This is a genomic window from Pseudomonas sp. WC2 (assembly GCF_050586545.1).
In the GTDB taxonomy this organism is placed as follows: Bacteria; Pseudomonadota; Gammaproteobacteria; order Pseudomonadales; family Pseudomonadaceae; genus Aquipseudomonas.
In genome coordinates, this window is the sequence record NZ_JBOBDR010000002.1 from 369,869 (window position 1) to 388,351 (window position 18,483).

The following is an 18,483-nucleotide window of genomic DNA, read 5'->3' on the forward strand; positions in this document are numbered from 1 at the left end:
GGCGGACCTCAGTTGGCATTGGCTTTCGGAAGACGGGCGAGCGGCACGGCGACCACGCGCTGAACGAAGATCCCCGGCGTGACAATGTGTTCGGGGTCCAGCTCGCCCAACTCGACGATCTGGTTGACCTGAGCGATAGCCGTTGTCGCTGCCATGGCCATGATCGGCCCAAAATTGCGTGCAGCCTTGCGATAGGTGAGGTTGCCCCAGCGGTCTCCTTTCTCTGCTTTGATCAGTGCCACATCGGCGCGCAGAGGCATCTCCAGCACGTAGTTACGGCCGTCGATCACCCGAGTCTCTTTGCCTTCAGCCAGTAGCGTTCCATAGCCTGTTGGCGAATAAAACGCACCGATGCCTGAACCGGCGGCACGAATGCGCTCCGCCAGGTTGCCCTGCGGGACGACTTCAAGTTGCACCTTTCCGGCCAGGTAGAGTTCGTCGAATACATAAGAATCGGATTGGCGCGGAAACGAGCAGATAACCTTGGCGACTCGCCCAGCCTTAAGCAAAGCGGCAAGACCGATTTCACCGTTGCCGGCATTGTTGCTGATGATGGTCAGGTCCCGGGCGCCCGAGGCGATGACACCGTCCACCAGCTCGGACGGCATGCCGGCGGTGCCAAAACCACCGACCATGATGGTCGAACCATCGGCGATCCCATCGAGCGCGGCAGCGATGGATTCAAACGTTTTATTGATCAAGGCGTACCCCATGTTTCATGTTGACTGGCAGCGAAATCTGGCTACAAAACCGCTTGAATCACGGTTACTGCACCGATGTGCATAGCCTGCCAAACAATGGGCCAGGGGAGGGGGCCCGACGCTTGATGTCGTGCGATCAGCGAACGCTACCTTGAGTCATTCCAGGTGTAGCGCCCAGAACAGTACGGCGATAATGAACAGCGCAATGGCGACCTTCAGCTGAAACGTGTTTGTTCTGCACAAACCGGATAGCGGTCTGCACGCAACGGATATTGCTGATACGGATTGCCGGTGACACTGAGCCTACCAATAACAACAACGGAGGCTCAGACCATGTCCATTGGCGTCGAGTATCTCAATTCCTTGCTCGAGGAAAACCGTGAAGAGGGCATCTATCGCTGCAAGCGCGAGATGTTCACCGATCCCCGCCTGTTCGACCTCGAAATGAAGCATATTTTTGAAGGCAACTGGCTGTACCTCGCACACGAAAGCCAGATCCCTCAGAAAAATGATTACATCACGCTGCAGATGGGGCGCCAGCCTATCTTCATCGCACGGAACAAGGACGGCGTACTTAACGCCTTCCTGAATGCCTGTAGTCATCGCGGCGCGATGCTGTGCCGACACAAGCGCGGCAACAAATCTTCCTATACCTGCCCGTTCCATGGCTGGACCTTCAACAACTCAGGCAAGCTGCTCAAGGTCAAAGATCCGAGCAATGCCGGATACCCTCAAAGCTTCAACTGCGAAGGCTCGCATGACCTGACCAAGGTGGCGCGGTTTGAGTCCTACCGGGGTTTTCTGTTCGGTAGTCTCAATGCAGACGTGGTGCCTTTGGCCGAGCATTTGGGAGAGTCTGCCAAGATCATCGACATGATTGTCGATCAGTCCCCGGATGGCCTGGAAGTGCTGCGTGGTTCTTCCAGCTACATATACGAGGGCAACTGGAAGCTCACCGCGGAAAACGGTGCGGACGGTTATCACGTCAGCTCGGTGCACTGGAACTACGCGGCCACCCAAAACCAGCGCAAAGAGCGTCAGTCCGGCGACGTCAATCCGACCATGAGCGCGGGCGGCTGGGCGAAAAGTGGTGGTGGTTTCTATTCATTCGACAAAGGCCACATGCTGCTTTGGACGCGCTGGGCCAACCCGGAAGACAGGCCTCTGTATGAGCGCCGTGACGAACTGGTCAGTGGCTTCGGTCAGGCTCGCGCCGACTGGATGATCGGAAACTCGCGCAATCTGTGCCTGTATCCGAATGTCTATTTGATGGACCAATTCAGTTCGCAAATTCGCATCGCTCGGCCCATCTCGGTCAATCAAACCGAAATCACCATTTACTGCATCGCCCCAGTGGGGGAGAGCGCAGACGCCCGTGCGCGACGCATCCGCCAGTACGAAGACTTTTTCAACGTCAGCGGCATGGCAACGCCAGATGACCTTGAGGAGTTTCGTTCCTGCCAGATCGGTTATCAAGGCAGCGCGACAGCGTGGAACGACATGTCACGCGGCGCCGAACACTGGGTTGAAGGACCTGATGAAGCGGCGCTGGAAATTGATCTCCACCCGTTGCTCAGTGGCGTGCGCACGGAGGACGAGGGGCTGTTCGTGGAACAGCACAAATACTGGAAAGACACCATGCTTCAAGCGGTGGCCGTCGAACAGGCAGGCAACATTCCTGCGCGGGAGGTGCAATGAGCGCTTCCTACGAGCAAGTGCGCGATTTCCTCTTTCGCGAAGCCCGTTATCTTGACGACAAGCTGTGGGACCAGTGGCTGGAGCTCTATGCCGCCGATGCGACGTTCTGGATGCCGTCCTGGGATGACGACGACGAACTGACTGAAGACCCGCAAAGTGAAATTTCGCTGATCTGGTATGGCAGTCGCGAGGGCCTGGAAGACCGGATTTTCCGGATCAAGACCGAGCGCTCCAGCGCGAGTATTCCGGACACCCGCACCTCCCATAACCTGAGCAATATCGAGATCACCGAGGTGAGCGAAGGTCAGTGCGCGGTGCGTTTCAACTGGCACACGCTGAGCTTTCGCTACAAGACCGTCGACAGTTATTTCGGCAGCAGTTTCTACACCTTGGATACCCGCGGAGAACAGCCGCTGATCAAAGCCAAGAAAGTCGTGCTGAAAAACGATTACGTCCGTCAGGTCATCGATATCTACCACCTGTGAATCGGGCCGCGTTGCGCAACCCGCCACGAGTGGGGAGGCGCGCAGCCATGCGAGGTTTGTCATGAGCCACAAGATTGCCCTGAATTTCGAAGACGGCGTCACCCGTTTCATTGTTGCGACGGCCAGTGAAACCGTCGCCGATGCCGCGTACCGCCAAGGAATCAATATTCCGCTGGACTGCCGTGATGGCGCGTGCGGAACCTGCAAATGTTTTGCGGAGGCGGGTGAGTATGAGCTCGGCGAGGATTACATTGATGATGCCCTGACTGCCGAGGAAGCAGGCGAAGGCTTCGTACTGACCTGCCAGATGCGGGCCAAAAGTGATTGTGTGGTGAGCATTCCTGCGTCGTCCGACGTATGCAAGACCCAGCAATCCACTTATGAGGGGGCGATTCAGGAAGTTCGTCGACTGTCTGACAGCACGCTGTCACTGTCCATTCAGGGCGATGCACTCGCCGACCTGACGTTCTTGCCGGGTCAGTATGTCAACCTGCAAGTGCCAGGCAGCAACCAGACGCGCGCCTACTCATTCAGCTCGGTGCAGAAGGAGGGGCGCGTAAGCTTCCTGATCCGCAATGTTCCTGGCGGCCTGATGAGCCAGTTTCTCACGGAGCTGGCGAAGGTCGGCGATCACATGAGCCTCGCGGGTCCTTTGGGCAGCTTCTACCTGCGCCCGATCAAACGGCCGCTGCTCATGTTGGCCGGCGGCACTGGGCTTGCGCCGTTTACGGCAATGCTCGAGACGATTGCCGAACAAGGCTGTGACCACCCATTGCACCTGATTTACGGCGTCACCAATGATTTCGACCTGGTAGAAATGGACCGCCTCAAGGCCCTGACGGCGAGCATTGCCAATTTCACGTTCAGTGCCTGTGTGGCCAATCCGCAGAGCGAGTGGCCGAAAAGGGGTTACGTCACCCAGCACATTGCGCCTGAGCATCTGAATGGCGGCGATGTCGACATTTATCTGTGCGGGCCACCTCCGATGGTCGAGGCCGTCAGTCATTACATCCGTGAGCAGGGCATCTCTCCCGCCAACTTCTACTACGAAAAATTTGCCGCCAGTGCTGCCTGAGCCAGCGGGATTTCGAGGTCGCCATGAGCATGAGATTCAACAATAAAGTCGCGCTGGTCACGGGCGCTGCGCAAGGCATTGGTCGAGGCGTCGTCGAGCGTCTGCTGCTCGAAGGCGCAAGGGTGGTTGCTGTGGATCGCAGTGAACTGGTGCACGAACTGCCGGCGCAAGTGTTCGCATTGACTGCCGACCTTGAGCGCTACGCCGATTGCCAGCGTGTGGTGAGCCAAGCCATTGAGCACTTCGGCCGGTTGGACATTTTGATCAACAACGTGGGTGGCACAATCTGGGCCAAGCCTTTCGAGCATTATCTGCCCGACGAAATCGAGGCAGAAGTCCGTCGGTCACTGTTTCCCACGCTGTGGTGCTGCCATAACGCCTTGCCTCACATGTTGGCTCAGGGGAGCGGGGCGATCGTCAACGTGTCGTCTATCGCCACACGCGGGGTGAATCGTGCGCCTTATGGCGCGGCCAAGGGCGGAATCAATGCGCTGACGGCCTGCCTGGCGTTTGAAACGGGCGGGCGCGGTGTACGAGTCAACGCGACTGCGCCGGGAGGCACAGACGCACCACCACGCCGAATCCCCCGTAATACCGCCGTGCCCACCGAACAGGAACAGCATTGGTACTCGCAAATCGTCGAGCAGACCAAGGACAGTAGCTTGATGAAACGCTACGGCACGATCGATGAACAGGTCGGCGCGATTTTGTTTCTGGCTTCCGATGAAGCCTCCTACATCACCGGTGTCACGCTACCGGTTGGCGGTGGCGACCTGGGCTGAACGCGGCTGTTGTATGAGCAGCGAAAACCGAGTTGGATACCTGTCGAGTATGGTGTCCAACTCTTTTCGTATTGGTATTCGACGCGATCGTGACCGAGAATCGAGAGGGCCTGTTCGTAGCCCGCTATCCCTAAGCTTCAAGCCTGATTGATAACAATAATATAAGAGTGACCGACATGAATATGCCCCTGCTAAGCGAGCGGAGCGAGGTGTTCAAGAACGCCGACCCCCACGCGGTATCTGGATATGTAAATCAGCATGTCGGCAGCCATTGCATTCAATTACCGCGCAAAAGCAACGCGCGTGCCCAGTTGAATCACCGCAAATTCGCCAGCCTGGATCTCTGCCGGATCAGCTACGGCTCCAGCGTCCGAGTCGTCTCCGACGCGTTGCAGGACATCTTCCATTTACAGGTATTGCTACGCGGCGACTGCCTCTGGCGGGGACCCGCTGGCGTGCATCATCTGGTGCCGGGTGAGTTGTTGCTCATCAACCCCGACGACCCGGTTGACCTGACGTACTCTCACGACTGCGAGAAATTCATCCTCAAAGTGCCTGCACGATTGCTTGAGTCGATCTGCGAAGAGCAGCGCTGGCTCTATCCGCGCGAAGGCATCCGTTTTCTGCAACAACGTTATTCGCTGGATCAACTGCAGGCTTTTGTGCCGTTGATGGCCACTATCTGTACTGAAGCCGAGGACGGGGCCGCGTTGGCGCGTGTGCAGGAACACTATGCGCAGATCGTCGCCAGCAAGATGTTGACCCTGATGCGCAATAACGTGCGGCGTGAACATCTGGCGTGCACCAACAGTACGTTCGAGCGGGTAGTGGATTACATCTATCGCCACCTGCAGCAAGACATCAGCGTCCAAAGCCTTGCGGATCAGGCGCAACTGAGTGTGCGCTCGTTGTATGCGTTGTTCGAAAAGCACATGCACACCACGCCGCAACGGTTCATCCGTGAGCAGAAGCTGACACGCATCCAGGCATGCCTGGCCGATCCGGATTGCAATGTGCGCAGCGTGACAGAAATGGCCCTCGATTACGGGTTTGTCCACTTGGGCAGATTTGCCGAACAATACCGGCGCCAATTCGCCGAACTGCCTTCGGACACGTTGAAGCGGCGCATGCAGTCTATGGCGGTTGTTTGAAGGCGCGGAGGCGAGAACATGAATTTTGGAGGAGGGTGTCGAACGCTCCTGGGGCATAGCTCTACTAAATGACCGTTTAGTCGAGTTAACTATATTTTAGCTACATAATCGACGGAGAAGTGCGCATGATCCAGCGTAATAGCAACGCCCGGGACGTGATTGAAACGTTGGATCTGCAGCCTCACGTCGGAGGTGGCTATTTCCGTAGAACCTATCAGGCCGATCATCGCAACCAGCTAGAAACCGCCAATGGCCCGCGATTCCTGTTGACCTCGATCTACTATCTGCTGGATCGGCAATCACCGGTCGGCCAGTTTCATTTCAATCAATCCGACATCCTGCATTATTTCCACTTGGGCGACGCCATTGAGTACAGCCTGATTCACGCGGATGGATCGGTACAGACGTTGGTGATGGGCAGCGACATTCTGGCCGGACAGCTTTTGCAATTGCACGTACCGGGCGGAATCTGGAAAGCGTCGCGGTTGCTTGATGGCGACAACGGATTTGGATTGATCAGCGAAGCGGTTTCACCAGGGTTTGATTTTGCCGATATGGAAATGGGCGATCGGCGGAAACTCACGCGGCAATTTCCACAGCATCAAGCGCTGATTGAAAAGCTGACGCGTGATGAGAGGTGTCGAATTCAAGGAATCGCTGGGGGCTGGTTTCAAGGTGATTCTGCAGGTTGAAATCGACTGGGCAACCGGGCTAATTCAGAAACATATTGTTACGTGTAATGTATATTATGTTAAATCAGATCTCAGCCGTCTCGACGGACTTCACACGCTCAACCACTTCGTAACTTTTCACACGCGTCTTGAAGCGTCCAAATACCTCAACCCAATCGCGCGCATGATCGAGCGCCCAGCTTCACCCTTAATCATGAGCATTTCGGCACAGCCACCGCTGCAAGATGCACGGTTCATTGCAAACGAGATCGCAAGTTGAGGCTGAACATACCGCCAGCAATCATTTGAGGACATGACCGACCTGTTCTTCATCAAACAGGTTCGTTCCGCCTTCCTTGATGAATGAAGGCAATGTGATAGCATGCGAGCCCCCCGGATTGGGGGCTTTTTTATCTCCCGCAAGGAATATGCCCTGTGAAAGACTTCGTCATCAGCGTCAACAACATCGTCCTCTACGTCTCTTTGGCAGTGATTTGGCTGGTCGCTATCGTCTCCCTGTTCACCAGTGGGTTCTTGCCAGCTGTCGGGGTTTTCGTGGTCGGCACATTGGTTTGGTGCATCGTTTCCGGGTTCTGGTTCGTCCAGTCGGCGACTTACGAAGAGCTGCGCAAGCTCAACGCTAACAAAGCCTAAAGCGCCGGTGCGGAGCCAAAAGTGCTCCGCCCTGCCCTGGGCGCATCGCGCAAGGGCAGCAGTTCCCCAGCTCCGACTTCCCTGCGTCCTAACGCCGCACCAAACAGCTATTGGCAATTCCTCCATAAACCGTAGAATCCCGCGCGCTCTTGCCGTCATCGACATCGAACGCTGAAGGCATCACTGGCACCCAAACGCATACCTGAATGGCTGACCCCACATCTTCAATGTGCTGCCTGCTCAATCATTCTGCCCGTCATTCACCCTTCGGCTTGGCAATCGCATGCGCAGAGGCGCACGTTCCGCTGCACGATTTCTAGAGGTTTTTATGTCTCCGCGTTTGCTGGCCATGGCGCTGGCGCCTTTGCTCGGGCTGTTCATTGTTGCGCTGGGCAACGGCTTTCTGTCTTCTCTGACCACGCTTCGCCTGGACGCCGCCGGTGCGTCGACCACGATGATCGGCATCGTGTCATCGGCGTATTTCATCGGTTTGACCTTGGGCGCCTTGTTCAATGACCGGTTGATTCTGCGCATCGGGCATATCCGCGCCTACGGCAGCTTTGCATCGCTGATCGCCGTGACCATCCTGCTGCAGGGATTGTTCTATGACACATGGGGCTGGTTCGTCCTCCGTCTGATCAATGGCTGGGCCACGGTCGGTGTGTTTCTGGTGATCGAAAGCTGGCTGCTGCTGGCAGGTGACGCGAAGATTCGTGGGCGCTTGCTCGCGTTGTACATGATCGTGCTGTATGGCGCCGGCGTTCTGGGCCAGGCAACGCTGGGGAAGATCACCGGTTTGAGCGACAGCGCGCCGTTCATGGTGGCCGGCATGCTCGCGTCGTTGTCGGTGCTGCCGATTGTGATTCTGCCGCGCGTGTCGCCGCTGCTCGATCAGGTTGAGCCGCTCAAGCCTCGGCAACTGTTGGGCGTGACGCCGACCGGGCTGGTCGGCTGTTTCGGCTCGGGCGTGACCATCGCGGCGATCTACACCTTGCTGCCGCTGTATCTGCAACGCACCGGTCTGAATGTCGGCGAAGTCGGCAGCATGATGGCCTGGACAATCCTAGGTGCAATGCTCCTGCAATACCCGGTCGGACGCTGGTCCGATCGCAAGGATCGCTTGCAGGTGCTGACGCTTCTGACGATGGCGTGCACGGTGTTGTCGCTGGTGATTGTCTTGCTGCCGCTGACTTCAACGATGCTCGCCGTGATGCTGTTTTTGCTCGGTGGCGGCGTGTTCGCGTTGTATCCGGTGGCCGTCAGCCACGCCGCTGACCGTGCGCCCGCCGAAGCGTTGGTGCCGATGATTCAGGGTTTGCTGCTGATCAACTCGCTGGGCTCGGCGATCAGCCCGATGATGATCTCGCCGGTGATGAACTCGTTCGGCGCCAACGGTCTGTTCTGGGTCTTCGCGCTGGTCAATCTGTGCATGGTCACGTTCTTCCTGTGGCGCCGTGGCAAACGCCCGGTTCCGGCCAATCCCGCGCCTTTTGCGGCAGCGGCGACTTTCTCGCCGACCGGTGCAGAACTGCGGGTGACCGAAGATTTGCGCCAGGCTGTACAGGATCACCCGCCGATGGTCGATGCGTTGAGCGGAGAGCCGGCACCGACGGCGTGAAGTGCGTCAAGGAGTATTCGACAAATCACGCCGATTGCTTTGTGTTGCCGAAATTTTTTTCTGATGCGATGAGCGTTGAAGTTACACCTTTCAACGCTTGATTATTCCTGGGCTCTTAAGGTCGTCAGCCAGTTTTCATGGCCCTGCAGATCTAACCAAGATCTAGCCAGTTCGCATGTTCAAGCAAGTCAGAAAACGTTGGTTTCTCCACTGGCGTTTCATATCCAAGCGAAGTCACAAGTCTGCTAGCACCAAACGCGCGTCCCAGAAAGAGGCTGTTACTCATATCGATAGGTAACCCGACAAAGCCTGTCAGTTTCATCTCTTTCATTAGAAATTTCATTCCTTCATTAGTCAGGGGTGAAAGCGTAGATCCATGCAGGCACGGATTCCAGTTGACGTGGAGCAAATCAGGAATTTTGCGTGCTCCGAGCGCACCCTTGTTCCTGAGATGGACTAGCAGCTCAGCGGGATTATCCAGGTTAATATCATATCTTGGATCAGTCATACTGCACACGCGGAAGCCAAAGCTTGCTGCTAACTCAGTAAGCGCATGTGGCATGACTTCTTCCCTAAAGACCCGAATAGGCAAGCCAACCTGGCTAGCAAGCAGATAACAGAATAAATCTGTATTCGCAGCAGTCATGATGGCGAGCAAATCCCTTCCTATGAGTGAAGCCCTGTCTGGCGTCACTTTAAATATAAGGTTGGGTGCTTTCGAAATAATAGCCTTAACTTTGCTCAGGTCTTTATCTGATGGCTGAGTATAAAATAATGCTTCATCGCTTATACGATTGAAAGAATGTGCGGAACTCCAGATCATCCCGCGCGAACGTGCAAACTGCAGCACCTGCTGTGGTGATTCGAGGAAATGGAATCTACCTTCGATTCTTGCGTGAGCTTTGACTTGAGCCCAAGTCAATGGCTCCAGGGCTAAAACCTCTACAGTGCCCACACTACCAACTGCTGATAAAAATTTTGCCCTGGAGTTATCAAGAAACGTCTTGAGCCAGTCGGCATGCTTCTGAAGTTCACCACTCGTCCAACGAAGAAATGTTTCATCAGGCTCAACCAATCTCTGAGTCATCACGACAATGGGGGTCGCCCCCCTCGCTCCGACGTCGGAAACACAGCCCGGGCGATCCATTAGTTCCTCATTCCAGGTCAATGAAAGTACCGACTTGATCGGCTGTGTGGCTTTGCCACATGAAAAGGAACCGAAGCAACTTCGGTCTGAATCACATGACGCAGCGGGAGGCGAGATGCGTTCTACACCGCGGACATTTGTGCACATGACCGCCGCTCCGACTGACCGAAGCGCGTCTCGCATCCGATTGTGCGGCAAGCCATAAGTACCGCTTGCGCTGACGATGGCGATGCGAGGTCTGAGCCAGAGATAAGTCTGCTCAACGGCCGCTTCATTGAAATTAGTCTCGCCTTTTTTCTTATCCGTCAGGTAGACCATGCCGCCATGATGCGGAACCTTGAGTACATCCACGCCCAGCCCGGCTGGATGGCGAGAAGCGATGTACGCCCAATTCTCTTGATCGCCAGTCAGTAAGACCCGGCGCCGGTGCTTACCGTCCAGCCATACATCCAGCGCTAGAACCAGTGATGTATCGTTGAGGACTTTATTACCGAAGAAGTTCGGTTCATTTGATTCATCGGAAAAGAATTCTGAGCTCTTTGGCTGCACCGAAACCAAAGGGAATTCATTAGCCGGGAAATCACCGGGTACGCAGAAAGAGCGCTGGTCAAAGCTGTTCAGGAATGAATCTTCGCTTTCGTCGTTCATTGATGGGCTGAGAAGCCACTCAATTGGTAAGTGTCCAGTGCCCTCCACGATGTCTTTAAATCCTTGGGAAGACTCATACAGGCGGCGAATCAATCGGGCTGGTGGTGAAATCACACTCAGCGTAGCTTTTCCGCCAACCCATCTATCCGAATGCCCCTCCATTGGATAAATGGTTTTTATGCCACGCCCATCGAGTGTGGATTCGAGAAAAGATGCCGTGTCCACCGCACGCTGTATACGTTTGGAAAATAACCAGCGTAGACGCCTGAACGCGGGCAGGCATGGAGCCCAATACGATTTTATAGTGACTGACTGATCGGAGAACAGCTCCAGCATTCCACCTTGATGATCGCTATCAACATGTGACAACACGACCAAATCAAGATCAATCTGATCCTGTTTTCTATTGACTTGTAGATAGGTAATCAATTCTTTTACATGCGGGCCTGCTTTTCCCGCATCGCTGAGCATGCGAAAAACTGCTTTACCCGCACATAGCAACTCGATTAACAGGCAGTCACCATGACCAACCCCAAAGGTATGGATTTTAAGTTCGTCCGCCGAATGGTTGTTGGGCGCTGTGGGTTGAGTTGATTTGATTGGCACTCACATTATCCTTATCTGAACTGCCTTGAAGACGAGGCCGGGAAATTCCCTTTATCAGGCAATCATAGTTGAGGCTGGGTGCAAAGTGCCATCACACTGTCTGTGCCACCGCCTTCTGATTCATTCACCCCCCCCCACGTCCACGCACGCCTCTACGTCTCCGGTAACCGCATCCACAGTTATTTGTGCTCGTGGGTGATATCCAAAAGCGGAATCGGCTCAATCGCCCAAGCGCGAATTTGACGACGCTCGGGGCTGGGCACCGCGCACGCCTTGCGTCCCGTAAAGGTTCGCGCGAGACGTTCTTCATCGATACGCCAGCCACGCTGCTCCAGTGCCTGCACGTCTCTGCGAAAGGCAATCTGCAGCGCGTCGGATTTCAACGACACCTCTTGCTGAAAAGACTCCGGCACGCGCTCGGGTCGCACGTTTTTAAGCACGGCGTGGTCTTGTTCGAAGATGCGGATATTGCTGGCGATGAACCGGCGATCCAGCAGTCGCGAGCGCAGGAACGTCCTGCCCATCATCCACCAGGTTCGCGTGCGGTTGGCGTCAATCGGCACATGGGCCGAGACGATGTGAATGCGCCAGCCATTGGGTAATTGCAGCTCCAGCGTTGTACACGGCCCGGACAAATGAAAACCCGGAACGGTGACCACATTGACAAACTCGCTGGATGATTTACGCCGCAGCAGACCTTTGCGCGCCGGCCGGCGCATGAGCATCTGTGCGCTGCCGCTCCATGCATCGCTCTCTACTTCGAATGATTCAATCTCGGGATGATCGGGATCGCCGAAGGTTGAGCCATGGACAAAAGGTGCGTGGGCGAAGTCGAGGCCGTTTTCGATAATTCGGTCCCAACTCGCCTGCCAATCAAAATGGCCGGACACCACCCGGATGGCGGGATCGTCGATCCAGTCGAGTGTGGGCAATGGCGGACGCTCAGCTTCAGGCAGATCACCCAGAAAAGCCCAGATCCAGCCGTAGCGCTCCTGGGTCGGGTAAGCATCGACGCGGGCCTTTGCCGGAATCCGCAGGTCGGGCTGCGCCGGGATCAGCGTACAGACGCCATCACCGCCAAAACGCCAGCCGTGATACGGACACTGCACGCTGTTGCCGACCTTGCTACCCGCAGACAACGAGCCGCCACGATGCACGCAAACATCCGACAGCACGTGAGCGACGCCGGCCTCGTCGCGGAACGCTACAAAAGGTTGTCCGAGCAAGCGAACCGGCATCAGTTCGTCTGTCAGCTGCGACGATGGAGAAACGACATACCAGAGGTTGGTGAGCATGGGCAGCGTGCGATCCGTCAGGGTTTTACAGGGCAATAAAAAGGTTCATGGTTGACTGTGTTCAGCGTTGAGTTGTTCCTCTTCGCACCTCGCGGGGTTGGCGCGGTCACAACACGATGAAGAGAGATTCTGATGTGCCGCGCCCTCAGCCACAGCCATCGCGTCGGACTGCGTTTTTTGCAGACACCGCAGCGCTGATTGTGTTTTTCACCACCACTGGCGTGATCAATGAACGGTTCATCGCGGGCATGACCTGGGATCAGGTCCTGCATGCACGCCTTTTAGGCGCGGCGCTGATGATACCGGTCGCGAGGCCCTACGGCCTATGGCGGGATTGGGTGATGACGCGAGCCAGCGAGAGTCGGATGTCGAGGTTGCTCTGGGACAGCATGGCCCTGGTCAGTTTCCAGGTGCCTATTTATGCCGCCATCATTGCCTTCAGTGGCGCTTCCGGCGCCGGCCTGGTGCGCGGTACGCTGGGTGCGACCGTGATGATGCTCGTTCTGGGCCGACCCTATGGCGCGTTTCTCAACGGCGTACGCAAGTTGTTTGGCCTGCCTCCGGGTGGGGACAGGCCGATGTCGCTGTCGCCGTGACCTGTTCGCTTGCGGGTGACGAGTACCTTTCCTCCATTGCATTGAACCCTGATGAATCCCTGTTCTCTATCGCAAAACCACTAGAGGAGGGATTCACCATGATTGCCCCTGCAACCGGTATGAAACCGGGTGAGCGTTACAGCATTGAAAGCGTGGAACGCGCGCCGCAATTCCCGGGCTTTTTTCTCGACGGGAAATATTATCTCGGCCCCGAGTTGCAGACTGCCGTCGGCTGGCTCGAAGGGCAGAATTTCTTGTATGACCAGCTCGATCCCAATGGCGAACCGGTTTATCCGGACAGAATCGTCGGAACGATCACGGGCCTGAGCTTGGAACTGGCCGATGGACTGCGTTTGGGCATCGAAGAAATGCCCTATGCGGCGCAAACCGCTACGCCACTTCAGCCGCTCATTGAGACGATCACCGAAATCCAACCCGCGGCGAGACCGCAACGGCTGCGCCCGCCGATACAACCGTCTGCGCTACTGGTCGCAGGCGCTGCCACGCTGGTTGGCCTGTGTTTGTTGGCGATTAACCGGTCGTTCGGCCGAGGTCGCTAATCTGAAGCTGAACCATCAGCGCAGGACTTTATAAATCTCTGCGACCACCTGCCTTGTTGCCGCTTCGATGGTTCCTTCGTTGCGGCACAACACCCAACCGTGATCGGCAACCGCTCGCTCGAACATCTCGCTACAGGCAACGTGCTCGGCGTGCTTCTGAATCACTGTGCCGCCGAGCCCCCGCGAGCGTGCCGTGGCCCGCGCCCACGAGATGTCCGGCGCAGTGACGACTCCGACGTGCAGATCCGGCACCTGCACGCCTCGCTCCAGATTCATCTGCAGAATCTCGGCAAACGGCACCGTATGGCGGAAAGCAGCGTCGGACGGGTACCAGCGATCAATCAGGATAATGCTGTCCGACGGTTGTTTCGGCAGCACATGCCGGGAGATCCAGCTTCGGCTATCGGCAAAACGCTGACACACCGCCCACTCCAGATCCCGGGAAGGATGTCGGGCGAGCTGGTTGACCAGGGCCATGGTTTCACCCCGGTTGGGATCGCTTTTTCGCTCGCACAGCCGGATGACTTTATGCTGGTCTGCTCGCAGTGCTGCCGTGATGGCTTCCAATAGCGTGGTTTTGCCGGTGCCTTTCGGCCCATCCAGTGAGATAAACAGCGGAAGATTCATGGTTTGCGCAACGATTGAGACATTGGTGAGCACTCTACCCGCATTTTTGTTATTCAATGAGCCCATCCCTGCCCTTTGCCTACACTTGCTTGCCAATAATCTTCAGATCTCTGCCGAAGGAGGCACCCATGTCAAAGCTCTATCCCAGTATCGACCCTGAGGGGCTGGTCGAGTATTCCGTGGTTTACACCGACCGCTCGCTGAATCACATGTCGCAGTGCTTTCAAGGGGTGATGAAGGACATCTCCAAAACCCTGAAGCAGGTCTACAACGCCGAAGCCGTTGCGGTGGTTCCGGGCAGCGGCACCTTCGGCATGGAAGCGGTGGCGCGACAGTTCGCCACCGGCCAGCAATGCCTGGTGATCCGCAACGGCTGGTTCAGCTATCGCTGGAGCCAGATTCTCGAGATGGGCAACATCCCCGCCGCCACCACCGTGTTGAAGGCCCGACCGGTCGAGACAGGTCACCAAGCGCCCTACGCACCACCGCCGCTGAACGAAGTGCTGGCCGCCATTGCCGAGCACAAACCGAAAATCGTCTTCGCCCCCCACGTTGAGACCTCCTCAGGGATCATTCTGCCCGACGATTACCTGCGCGCCGACGAACGCATTGTGCTGCCACGGTTTGAAGCGATCTGCGTCGTAAAACGCCATACCGCTGACACCCGGCGATTTCTCCCAGACATGATGCGGTGCAACGGTGCCTTCAGCGGTCTTGCCCTGAGCTTCTGGGATAGGCTGCATGGAATAGTTGATGCCATGGGTCGCCGACGGCCAGCCGTAATTTTTGCCACGCTCGATGATGTTCACTTCATCGCCGCCACGGGGCCCGTGTTCATTTTCCCAAACTGTCCCCGTCCACGGATTGAGCGCGGCGCCTTGCGGGTTGCGATGGCCGTACGACCAGATCTCCGGACGCACACCGGACTGGCCGACAAAGGGGTTGTCGTCCGGTACTTTGCCGTCGGGATAGATCCGCACGACTTTGCCTTGCAGCTTGTCGAGATCCTGTGCGGTGGGCCGGTCATTGTTTTCGCCTAGGGTGATGAACAGATAACCGTCACGGTCGAACACCAAGCGTGAGCCGAAGTGGTTGCCCACCGACAGCTTCGGTTCCTGGCGGAAGATCACTTTGAAATCTTTGAGCGTTTTCAGGTCGTCCGACAGGACCCCGCGCCCCACCGCTGTTCCGGCCTTGTCGCCGGCACCGCCGCCCTCGGCGTAAGACAAGTACACCATCCGATCCTGTTTGAAATCCGGCGACAGCGCCACATCGAGCAAGCCGCCCTGCCCCTTGGCCCACACCTGCGGAACACCGGTAATCGGCGCCGACAGTTTGCCATCGGCACCCACGACCCGCAGGTTGCCCGGTCGCTCAGTTACCAGCATGCCTTGGCGATCCGGCAGAAACGCCAGCGCCCAGGGATGTTCGAGCCCTTGGGCGATCGTGGTGACTTCGAGGGTGCCCTGTTCGCTTTGCAGTTCTTTGGGGGCTGCAGCAAACGCCGAGCCGCTGATCAGCGCGCCGGCACACAGGCTGGCGAGAAGGGTTTTACGCAACATGCACGATTCCTTTTGTTCATTTCAAAGGCTGACAGGCTTCAATCCTGCCGTTCAACGGGTAGAGCCGGTGGATCGCGAAGGTGGATTGGGAATGAATGTGGGGGGTGTACTCGGCACCGAACGGATTGGCTGGCCATTACCGATACCGCGGTTTTCGACGGTGGGCTGACGTGGCGTCGGCACGGTGTTCGGTCCGCGGATGGGCGGATTGCTGGGCTGAGTGCCTTGCATGCTGTTGGGATTGGCCCGGCGAATCGGGCTGTTGTAGGGATTGCTGCTATTGCCGGTCGGGCTCTGCGCAAGCAATAGCGTGGTCGTCGGCACGTCCGCTTGAGCCCAGCCAGTACCGAGACTCAGGATAGCGATGACCCACAGAATTCGTTTCATGGAGCGGCCTCTCGATGCGCCAGTGATAGAGCCTTCGAGTCCACGCTACGCCGCGGGTTCGGATTTGTTAAGCCACAGCGTTTAAACAACATGTAACACGACTTGACCAAGTCACCGGTAGCCGCCGCAATCACTGGAAACTTTCGCGCTGCGTCGCGGGTCACCTGATCATCACTCGGAGAACTCACCATGGCTCGGGCAATCTGGAAAGGCGCGATCAGTTTCGGACTGGTACACATCCCTGTCGCACTGGTCTCGGCGACCTCGTCGCAAGGCGTGGATTTCGACTGGCTCGACAGTCGCAGCATGGACCCGGTGGGCTATAAACGCGTGAACAAGGTGACCGGCAAGGAAGTCACCAAGGAAAACATCGTCAAAGGCGTGGCCTACGAAAAGGGTCGCTACGTGGTGCTCAGCGAGGAAGAAATTCGTTCGGCGCACCCGGTTTCAACGCAAACCATCGACATCTTTTCCTTTGTCGATGCCGAGCAGATTCCGCTGCAGAACATTGATACGCCGTATTACCTGGCCCCCGACAAACGCGGCGGCAAGGTATATGCGCTGCTGCGTGAAACGCTGAGCAAAACCAACAAGGTCGCTCTCGCCCGCGTGGTTTTGCACACGCGACAATACTTGGCCGCGTTGATGCCGCTGGAATCGGCATTGGTACTGGTGAAACTACGTTGGCCGCAGGAAGTACGCAGCCTCGATCAACTCGAATTGGGCAGTGAGGTGACCGAGCCGAAACTGGCCAAAAGCGAGCTGGACATGGCCAAACGGCTGGTGCAGGACATGAGCGCGGACTGGAAGCCCGAAGACTATAAGGACGAATTCGAAGACAAGATCATGGCGCTGGTCGAGAAGAAGGCGCATGAAGGCAAGATTGAGGACGTCGAGACGGTGGGTGGCGAGGAAGAGCGTAAATCGGCTGATGTGATCGATTTGACCGAGCTGCTTAAACGCAGTCTGGGCGGGAAAGCGCCGGCCAAGCCGAAAGCGAAGGCGGAGAAACTGGCGAAGGCGGCGCCGGCGAAGAAAGCCAAGAAGGCGTCCTGATGGTTATCGGTGGGTTTTGAGGCCTCTTCGCGAGCGGGCTCGCTCCCACAGGGTTTTGAGTCGAATGCAAGAATCTGCGATCGCTCAAATCTACTGTGGGAGCGATCCTGCTCGCGTAGAGGCCAGCGAGATCCCAGCGATAATCAGATGAGGATGAAGATCGCCAGCAAACCACCAAAGATCGCCCACTTTTCCATGTAATAGCGCTTACGGTTACGCTTCTTCAGTTCTTTGCCACGCAAGCGAATCTTGTAGATCCTGGTAAACAAACGGTTGATCCCGCCGGTTTTGTCCCCGGCGTCGTTTGGCGCACCCGCCGCCGACATCACGGTCCGGCTGAACCAACTGTTAAACGCCGCCGCCCAGCGATACTTCATCGGACGCTCGATGTCACAGAACAGGATGATGCGGTTCTTGTCAGTGGTGTTTTCTGCGTAATGGATGAACGTCTCGTCAAACATCACCGCTTCGCCGTCGCGCCAGTGGTAGTTCTCGCCGTCGACGTTGATGTAGCAACCGGCGTCGTTCGGCGTTTCCAGGCCTAGGTGATAGCGGTAGGAGCCGGCATATGGATCGCGGTGGCGTACCAGTTTCGAGCCCGGCGGCAACTCGGCAAACATCGCCGCTTTGATGGAGCCGATGCTCTGCACCAGTTCAGTGGTTCGCGGGCAGAGTTTCATTGCCGACGGATGGCTGTCGCCGTACCACTTCAGGTAAAAACGCTTCCAGCCAGTTTTGAAGAAGGAATTGAAGCCGACATCGTCGTACTGGTTCGAGCGTTTGATCTCACCGGCACGCAGCAGATTCTGGCCTTCTTCGCGGATCTCCTGCCAATGCGCCTGCAATGGGCTCAAATCAGGAAACTCTGCCGGATCGAGAAACGGCTTGTTGGGCTTTTTCGAAAACAGATACAGGAAGCAGTTGATCGGCGCCAGAAACGTCGAGTGATCGCTCAGTTGCCGACCCAATTTGTGACGCACACGGCCACGGAGATGAACGTATGCAATCGAAATGACATAAATAGCAGCAATGATGAGTTTCACGGAAATCGTCACACGTCAGAAATGAACAAACTGCGCGCCGAGCGGCTTGTGGCTCTGCGTCTTATGCAGCGGTCTGAATACAAATGGCACGTCCTTGAGCCCACGCCATTAACGGGCGCTG

At 56.7% G+C, this 18,483-nt stretch carries 17 protein-coding genes and 2 pseudogenes; 12 read left to right on the forward strand and 7 right to left on the reverse strand.

Annotated features, from left to right (window positions below; translation table 11 throughout):
- Positions 1–8: 8 nt before the first annotated feature.
- Positions 9–701: a 3-oxoacid CoA-transferase subunit A gene (locus tag ACQ4OE_RS03675; protein ID WP_430945722.1), complete on the reverse strand. Its 693-nt coding sequence runs from the start codon at positions 699–701 to the stop codon at positions 9–11.
- 333 nt (positions 702–1,034) lie between these two features.
- Between ACQ4OE_RS03675 and benA the strand changes: the two genes are divergently transcribed.
- The 8 genes from benA to ACQ4OE_RS03715 all read left to right on the forward strand — a co-directional run bounded on the left by benA (position 1,035) and on the right by ACQ4OE_RS03715 (position 8,835).
- Positions 1,035–2,399, forward strand: coding sequence for a benzoate 1,2-dioxygenase large subunit (gene benA / locus ACQ4OE_RS03680; RefSeq protein ID WP_123449846.1), 1,365 nt, complete (start codon positions 1,035–1,037; stop codon positions 2,397–2,399).
- A complete protein-coding gene (gene benB, locus ACQ4OE_RS03685) occupies positions 2,396–2,884 on the forward strand; it encodes a benzoate 1,2-dioxygenase small subunit (protein WP_122595976.1) in 489 nt (162 codons plus the stop codon). The genes benA and benB overlap by 4 nt, the downstream gene beginning before the upstream one ends.
- A 61-nt stretch (positions 2,885–2,945) precedes the next feature.
- Positions 2,946–3,959: a benzoate 1,2-dioxygenase electron transfer component BenC gene (benC, locus tag ACQ4OE_RS03690; protein WP_430945723.1), complete on the forward strand. Its 1,014-nt coding sequence runs from the start codon at positions 2,946–2,948 to the stop codon at positions 3,957–3,959.
- 23 nt (positions 3,960–3,982) lie between these two features.
- Entirely contained in the window at positions 3,983–4,741 is a 759-nt protein-coding gene (locus ACQ4OE_RS03695) for a 1,6-dihydroxycyclohexa-2,4-diene-1-carboxylate dehydrogenase (protein WP_123449843.1), read from the forward strand.
- Between the two features lie 176 nt (positions 4,742–4,917).
- Complete coding sequence (locus ACQ4OE_RS03700; RefSeq protein WP_430945724.1) at positions 4,918–5,892, forward strand: AraC family transcriptional regulator; 975 nt, start codon at positions 4,918–4,920, stop codon at positions 5,890–5,892.
- 125 nt (positions 5,893–6,017) lie between these two features.
- A complete protein-coding gene (locus ACQ4OE_RS03705; protein WP_430945725.1) occupies positions 6,018–6,584 on the forward strand; it encodes a cupin domain-containing protein in 567 nt (188 codons plus the stop codon).
- Between the two features lie 414 nt (positions 6,585–6,998).
- Entirely contained in the window at positions 6,999–7,217 is a 219-nt protein-coding gene (locus ACQ4OE_RS03710; protein WP_430945726.1) for a hypothetical protein, read from the forward strand.
- A gap of 283 nt (positions 7,218–7,500) precedes the next feature.
- A complete protein-coding gene (locus ACQ4OE_RS03715; RefSeq protein ID WP_430945727.1) occupies positions 7,501–8,835 on the forward strand; it encodes an MFS transporter in 1,335 nt (444 codons plus the stop codon).
- A gap of 151 nt (positions 8,836–8,986) precedes the next feature.
- Here ACQ4OE_RS03715 and ACQ4OE_RS03720 read toward each other — a convergent pair whose 3' ends face one another.
- Both ACQ4OE_RS03720 and ACQ4OE_RS03725 read right to left on the reverse strand, forming a co-directional pair.
- Complete coding sequence (locus tag ACQ4OE_RS03720) at positions 8,987–11,236, reverse strand: ComEC/Rec2 family competence protein (RefSeq protein WP_430945728.1); 2,250 nt, start codon at positions 11,234–11,236, stop codon at positions 8,987–8,989.
- Positions 11,237–11,415: 179 nt separating this feature from the next.
- Positions 11,416–12,531, reverse strand: coding sequence for a Rieske 2Fe-2S domain-containing protein (locus ACQ4OE_RS03725; RefSeq protein WP_430945729.1), 1,116 nt, complete (start codon positions 12,529–12,531; stop codon positions 11,416–11,418).
- A gap of 116 nt (positions 12,532–12,647) precedes the next feature.
- On the opposite strand from ACQ4OE_RS03725, the gene alaE reads away from it, so the two are divergent.
- Positions 12,648–13,127: an L-alanine exporter AlaE gene (gene alaE / locus ACQ4OE_RS03730; protein WP_430945730.1), complete on the forward strand. Its 480-nt coding sequence runs from the start codon at positions 12,648–12,650 to the stop codon at positions 13,125–13,127.
- Positions 13,128–13,225: 98 nt separating this feature from the next.
- On the forward strand, positions 13,226–13,687 hold the full coding sequence (locus tag ACQ4OE_RS03735) for a short chain dehydrogenase (RefSeq protein ID WP_430945731.1): 462 nt from the start codon (positions 13,226–13,228) through the stop codon (positions 13,685–13,687).
- 15 nt (positions 13,688–13,702) lie between these two features.
- Here the strand turns inward: ACQ4OE_RS03735 and ACQ4OE_RS03740 are convergent, their stop codons facing one another.
- Positions 13,703–14,314 (reverse strand): dTMP kinase, encoded by a 612-nt coding sequence (locus ACQ4OE_RS03740; RefSeq protein WP_430945767.1) that lies wholly within the window; start codon positions 14,312–14,314, stop codon positions 13,703–13,705.
- Positions 14,315–14,442: 128 nt separating this feature from the next.
- Between ACQ4OE_RS03740 and ACQ4OE_RS03745 the strand changes: the two are divergent.
- A pseudogene (locus ACQ4OE_RS03745) lies at positions 14,443–14,913 on the forward strand (alanine--glyoxylate aminotransferase family protein); the annotation flags it as partial.
- On the opposite strand, the pseudogene ACQ4OE_RS03750 reads toward ACQ4OE_RS03745, so the two are convergent.
- Both ACQ4OE_RS03750 and ACQ4OE_RS03755 read right to left on the reverse strand, forming a co-directional pair.
- Positions 14,902–15,876 (reverse strand): annotated as a pseudogene (locus ACQ4OE_RS03750) (PQQ-dependent sugar dehydrogenase); the annotation flags it as partial. The pseudogenes ACQ4OE_RS03745 and ACQ4OE_RS03750 sit on opposite strands and share 12 nt — an antisense overlap.
- A 51-nt stretch (positions 15,877–15,927) precedes the next feature.
- On the reverse strand, positions 15,928–16,263 hold the full coding sequence (locus tag ACQ4OE_RS03755; RefSeq protein ID WP_430945732.1) for a hypothetical protein: 336 nt from the start codon (positions 16,261–16,263) through the stop codon (positions 15,928–15,930).
- 189 nt (positions 16,264–16,452) lie between these two features.
- Here ACQ4OE_RS03755 and ACQ4OE_RS03760 point away from each other — a divergent pair, with 189 nt between their 5' ends.
- On the forward strand, positions 16,453–17,319 hold the full coding sequence (locus ACQ4OE_RS03760; RefSeq protein ID WP_430945733.1) for a Ku protein: 867 nt from the start codon (positions 16,453–16,455) through the stop codon (positions 17,317–17,319).
- Between the two features lie 143 nt (positions 17,320–17,462).
- Here the strand turns inward: ACQ4OE_RS03760 and lpxO are convergent, their stop codons facing one another.
- Positions 17,463–18,362 (reverse strand): lipid A hydroxylase LpxO, encoded by a 900-nt coding sequence (lpxO, locus tag ACQ4OE_RS03765; RefSeq protein WP_122595843.1) that lies wholly within the window; start codon positions 18,360–18,362, stop codon positions 17,463–17,465.
- Positions 18,363–18,483 lie beyond the last annotated feature (121 nt).